The following is a 6,030-nucleotide window of genomic DNA, read 5'->3' on the forward strand; positions in this document are numbered from 1 at the left end:
TACCTATGGTGAAATTGATGTAGAGGCTGATTTATTAGCCTCTGGATTAGTTCAGCTAGGTATTGAAAAAGGCGATCGGGTCGCGGTCTGTTTACCAAATTGGAATGAATTTATGGTTATTTTTATGGCACTATCTAAAGTAGGTGCGATACTTATTCCTTTAAATATAGATTTCCGCAAAAATGAAATCATTTATATTTTAGAAAATTCGGGTGCTAAAGCTGTTTTTTTCTCAAACACTTTTGGTAAAGTCGATCAATTCCCACAATTGATGGAAGCCCAAAAAAGCATTTCCACATTAATACATCTCATCTCCGTCCGTTTTCAACATGATTCCATTAACAATTATGATCGTTTAATTCAATTAGGAAGAAATCACAAAATATTAAAGACACCTAAAGTGGAAAATGATGATATCTGTGTAATCCTCTATACTTCTGGGACGACAGGCAATCCAAAGGGAGTCATGCTCGCCAACGAGAATGTGGTGAGTATATCAAGAACAGCAGCTTATAAAATGGATTGTAGTCCTAACGATGTATTTTTAATCCCTGTTCCTTTATTTCATATCATGGGCTTGATGTTCATGTTGCGTTCCATTTCCTGTCAGGGAAGACTCGTTTTAATGGAAAAATTCAAAGCAGAAAAGGCATTGGAATTAATTCAGCATGAAAAGGTGACCATTCATCCGGGAGTGCCGACCATGTTTATCCTAGAATTGAATCACCCTAACTTTTCTACATATGATCTTTCGAGCTTAAGAACCGGGGAAATGGCTGCAGCACCTTGTCCGATTGAAATTCTTCGCCGGATTAAGAATGAGATGAAATGCAATATCCTAGTGGCCTATGGTATGACGGAAACATCTGCAAGTTTATCGATGACGAATTTCGAGGATGATGACCATCTAAGGGCTGAAACGGTAGGCAGAGYGATGCCGGGCGCAGAAGTGAAAATTGTGGATGATAACCGGGAAGCAGTTCCGCCAGGTGTAGTCGGAGAACTTGCCTGCAAAAGTACCGGCCTGATGAAGGGGTATTTCCAGATGGAAGAAGAAACAAAAAAGGCTACGGATGAACACGGGTGGTTTTATTCTGGAGATCTGGCCACGATGGATGAAGCAGGATATATCCGGATTGTCGGCCGTAAAAAGGAATTGATCATCCGCGGGGGGTACAATATCTATCCTCGTGAGGTAGAGGATGTCTATTATCAACACCCGAGCGTAATGGAAGCAGCTATCATTGGCTTACCGGATACGGTACTCGGAGAACTCACTTGTGCTGTAATCCGTTTGAGGCCAGGTAAGCAAGCTTCCGAGCAGGAACTTAAAAAATTTGCCGAACAAAGGCTCGTGTCATATAAAGTTCCAAACAAATTTGTCTTTATGGATGAACTCCCTATGACATCATCAGGGAAAATATTGAAACGAGAACTAACAAAGCGAATAGAATCAGAGCTCAAAGAAGAATTGCGGTAATAAGGAAGGGGGGAGGAAAAATGAGGGAGAATGAGCACAAGTTTATGATTGAATTCGGGGAGACAGATGGAGCGGGTATTGTTTATTTTCCTAATTATTTGAAGTGGTTTGATAATGCAACACATCACTTTTTTCGGTCCATGAATTTGCCCTTATCGCAATTAAAAGAAAAGAATATTATTTTGCCTTTGATTGATGTGCGCTGTACGTTCGAAAAGCCGCTTCATGAGGATCAATGGATAGTCGTAAAGACCACAGTTGGGAAAATGAGTACAAAAACCATTCAATTCATACATGAAATATTTTTGAATGGCGAGAGGGTCAGTTATGGGTATGAACTTCGTGGATGGGTTTTAAAAGGAGAAAATGGGATAGCAGCTCAGCCGATTCCAGAGGAAATAAGGGAACTAATGACGTGTGATGATGTAGTAAATAAGAAAGAAGTGTTAAGTAGATAAAAGTTGGAAGAGGTCGATCATGGATATGAATTCTATTCAAAAGCAAGGTGTCATTTCAAAGCAAGGTTGGATTATGATTATCCTTTTGTTTTTCTTGACTGTCATTAGTAACGTGGACAAAGCCATCATTGGATTTGCTTCCGTCCAAATTATGGATGAGCTAAACATCACACCCACGCAATGGGGATTAGTGGGCAGTGTGTTCTTTTGGTTATATTCTTTATCAGCTATTTTAATGGGTGCTTTATCCGATAAAATTGGGGCCAAACGGGTCATTACCATCATTGCCATCATATGGGCTGTGGTTCAGTTTTCTACTTTTTTTGTTTATAGTTTTCCATTATTATTGGCAACAAGACTTATTTTAGGTGCTGGAGAAGGGCCTGCCTATTCGTTGGCCATGACTTCTGCTTCTAAATGGCTACCTAAACAAAAGCTTAGTTTTGGATTGACGCTTGTTTCGATAGGAGGACCTTTAGGTGTAGCCATTTCTGCTCCTATCTTGATGTATATTATGCAGAGTTTTGGATGGCGAAGCGGTTTTATAGCAACAGCTGTTGTAGGTGTAATTTGGGTTCTCATTTGGCTGAAATTCAGCAAAGAACAATCAGAAGAAAAGGCTTCCTCTATATCCACACCGATAGAAATGGGCATGGAGGAAAGAGAAAAGGAAACAAAATTCACAAATTCCCTATTTTCGAAAAACTTCCTTTTCATTGCACTTTGTGGATTTGCAACATACTGGTCTTATACATTTGGCCTTAATTGGTTGCCTAATTATTTGGCTAATGTCCGGCAAATCAGTGAGGCCCAATTAAGCTTTGCCGTTACAGTTCCATGGATCTTAATTACTCTTTCACAATTATTCTTCTCTTTCTTGTCTGATCGGTTATACAGTAAGACGAATAGTATCATCCGTTCCAGAGTTTTTGTACTCGGTCCTGTCATGATATTAGGTTCTGTATTCTATATCCTGGGGACCATGGTTTCTTCTGATATCCTGGCAGTTGGGTTGCTTTCTTTAGGATTAACCTTTGGTTGTATAACTCTTATTCTTGGACCGACTTTGTTAGTAAACCTTATCTCCAAAAGGCATCAGGGTAAAATTCAAGGATGGTTTATGGCGATTGCCTCATTAGGTGGGATTGTGGGTCCTTATATTACAGGACTTTTTGTGGAAAATTCTGTGTCAGCGACGACTGGTTTTCAATATTCCTTTTTCACCTGTGCGGGCCTCTTATTCGTTTTTGGAGTCACGGCCTGTATCGGAATACGTCCAAAAAAGAGTCCGGTTTCTGAGGTATCTACCAATACGGCTATATAAGGGGTTTGGTATGAACATTGTGTAAATATGCATTTTACAGAAAATATAAAGAATCCATTTTGAAAAAAGTTGAACAGCTCCCTGTCAAGTAGACAGTGGAAATAATAAAAAAGCTTTAAGCGACTTGAGCCCTGTATTCCAATGGGCTTAAGCCGTTTAATCTTTCTTGGTAACGTTCGTTATTGTAAAACTGGATATAATCATTTACCGCTTGTTGTAACGCTTCAAATGTCTCATACTTATGTAAGTAATACTTTTCACATTTCAACGTCCCCCAAAACGATTCCATTGGTCCATTATCTATACATTTTCCTACACGTGACATGCTATGAATCATTTTTGCTTTTTCTATTTTTCTCTTAAACCCATGTGATGTATATTGATACCCTCGATCACTATGAATCAATGGATGTTCATTCTCTTTTAATATAGTGATAGCTTGATTCAATGTTTGAAATACCAATTTATTATTGTTTGAATGTCCCAATACATAACTAATAATGGAGCCATCGTAAAGATCTAAAATGGCGCTTAAATACGTTTTCCTTCCGTTTYCTAATTTGAACTCTGTGACATCTGTTACCCATTTTTCATTGGGCTTGCTTGCAGTAAATTCACGATTGAGTCGATTTTCAGCGACATATTGCGCAGATGAGGGAACATAGCGTTTTCTTTTCCGACGAATCACGGACTGTAATCCAGCGATGTGCATTAAGCGATAAATGCGTTTGTGATTAAACTTTTTATGATATATCCTATTGATATTTAATTTCATTCTTCGGTACCCATAAATGCCTCCTACTCGTGCATAAATARSCTGGATATCCTGAAGAATTGCTTCATTCTCTAATTCTTTAGCTGTTGGCGTACGCTGWAGCCATTTATAATAAGCAGCACGGGATACACCGGCAATTTCACATAAAAGGATTACTGGCAGGTTTTCATSCGAATGTAAATCTTGAATCGCTCTATATTTATTTTGTAGACGAACGCTTGTTACTGACGCCTCCTTTCGAGTTCCTCTAACTTTTTTAAAAAAGCATTTTCTGCACGCAATCGTTCATTTTCTCGCTCTAAACGTTTCATTTCCAGCTTAAACTTTTCTTCAGCTGTTAATTCATATTCCTCTTTCTTTCGACCGCGTTTATCTTGTAKTGCTTCTTCACCATTTGTTTCAAACTTCTTGACCCATTGATATACCTGTTGGTAAGAAACTCCATAGCTTTCGGCTGCGAGTTGATAGTTTTTCTGGTGTTGTAGACAGTAATTCACAATTTGAATTCGTTCTTCTAATGTTGTTTTTCTTCTACTTGTCATAGAGTTTGTCATTCCTTTACCGGTATCATTTAATTCTCTATGACTATTATACTTTTTAATCCATTTTCCCAAAACCGCAGTACTGGATATATTGTATTTTTGGATAACCTTGTTTAACGAATAGTGYCCTGATAGATAATCATTCACAGCTGCTAACTTTAGCTCTTTTGAATAAGRCTTCCAAGAAGTCGCGTCTGTTAAACTGTCTTCACCATTCATTTCATATCTTCTCTTCCAATCTCTAATCGTACCAGGATCAACAGAAAACTTGGCCGTAATGTCAGCTATTGAATGGTGACCATCTTTATAAAGATTTAAAATAGCCAATTTTTCAGCTTTAGAATATTTCATTCGAGCCATAGAAAATACTCCCCTTAGATCAACAGATTTTTATTTTTTATCTGTCTACCTAATGGGGAGCATATCAAAAATGAACAAAATGGATTCTTTTTTAGTGATAAGTATACGGTTTTTATAAAATAGTTTGATTATTTTTATATCCTTTTGTTGATTGCCAATAAAGTCGTTTAATTTTAAAACTACAAACATGCATAACACCGTCCAAATTTTTGAACGGTGTTAAAATAAAGTTATTAATTTTGATTGTAGGTCAAAATTGCTCTTTCCACAGTAACAATAATGTAATTTTAAATCTATAATTCAATGCAATTACACAGCAATTTAGGCCTAATACCATTGTATTTTAATTATTTTTGGAATGTATATCTTGCTCTGGAGTTTCTAATTAGTTTGGATACTCCTTCTGGATAATAAGGCATTAGTCTATCTGCTTCCTCTAAATTTACCCATTCAACTCTTAAAATGTTTTTTTCCTTTGGAATTTGTTCAGGTGATTTTAGAACTTGCCCTTCAAACATAATAAAATATACATGATCTTCATTTATAAATGCTTCATTTAATGCAATAATATCGTTTACCTGCACATCATAGCCCGTTTCTTCTTTAACTTCTCTGATGGCTGCTTCTTTTAGAGTCTCATTTTCTTCAACTGCTCCTCCTGGTAAGGACCAAGTGTTATTTTTTTTATTTAGTACCACTAAAATCTTATTGGTATCCTCGTTAAACAAAAGTGTGTACACAACATCAACACGATTCAAATTCAATACTCCTTTTCTTATTAGTTAAGAGCTAAACAAGTTTATTGTAAATTAAACATCTTTATTTGTAATTAATTATCTTTATTGTCATTGAACACCTTTTAGTGATCCTTATAGAACTCCCTCAGTTTAATAGATAATGCTCACGAATACTCGCTTATTCGCAGGATTTCAAACCACATGGTATAGGTTGCTTTAGATGAACGAAAGAGATAGGACCGTTTTGATAAGATGAGGGCAGAGTGAAATAGGGGATCTATCAAAAATCCCATATTATTACATATACTGCACGCATTTTCCACGCTGCCCTTGGAGGCTTTCCCTCCCATGTCT

The 6,030-nt window shown here is 37.0% G+C and carries 5 protein-coding genes; 3 read left to right on the forward strand and 2 right to left on the reverse strand.

What is annotated here, in order from left to right; all coding sequences use genetic code 11:
- The 3 genes from AC1DUW_RS19100 to AC1DUW_RS19110 form a co-directional block, all read left to right on the forward strand.
- The coding region (locus AC1DUW_RS19100; RefSeq protein WP_477643209.1) for a class I adenylate-forming enzyme family protein at positions 1-1,480 on the forward strand (1,480 nt) is incomplete at its 5' end.
- A 20-nt stretch (positions 1,481-1,500) separates the two neighbouring features.
- Entirely contained in the window at positions 1,501-1,938 is a 438-nt protein-coding gene (locus AC1DUW_RS19105; protein WP_252432439.1) for an acyl-CoA thioesterase, read from the forward strand.
- Between the two features lie 19 nt (positions 1,939-1,957).
- The gene (locus AC1DUW_RS19110; protein ID WP_477643210.1) at positions 1,958-3,262 is read left to right on the forward strand and encodes an MFS transporter; all 1,305 of its coding nucleotides are present in this window, start codon (positions 1,958-1,960) and stop codon (positions 3,260-3,262) included.
- A gap of 115 nt (positions 3,263-3,377) precedes the next feature.
- Here the strand turns inward: AC1DUW_RS19110 and AC1DUW_RS19115 are convergent.
- Both AC1DUW_RS19115 and AC1DUW_RS19120 read right to left on the reverse strand, forming a co-directional pair.
- A protein-coding gene (locus tag AC1DUW_RS19115) for an IS3 family transposase (protein WP_477643211.1) occupies positions 3,378-4,939 on the reverse strand; the annotation gives its coding sequence in 2 pieces (ribosomal slippage) (positions 3,378-4,306 and positions 4,306-4,939; 1,563 coding nt in all).
- Between the two features lie 347 nt (positions 4,940-5,286).
- Positions 5,287-5,697: an NUDIX hydrolase gene (locus AC1DUW_RS19120; RefSeq protein ID WP_477643212.1), complete on the reverse strand. Its 411-nt coding sequence runs from the start codon at positions 5,695-5,697 to the stop codon at positions 5,287-5,289.
- Positions 5,698-6,030 lie beyond the last annotated feature (333 nt).

The sequence above is a fragment of the Peribacillus sp. P4_C12 genome (assembly GCF_056402095.1).

Excerpts from the sequence above, each read along its gene's own strand:
- AC1DUW_RS19105 (WP_252432439.1), top strand. The coding sequence starts at position 1,501 with ATGAGGGAGAATGAGCACAAGTTTATGATTGAATTCGGGGAGACAGAT.
- AC1DUW_RS19110 (WP_477643210.1), top strand. The coding sequence starts at position 1,958 with ATGGATATGAATTCTATTCAAAAGCAAGGTGTCATTTCAAAGCAAGGT.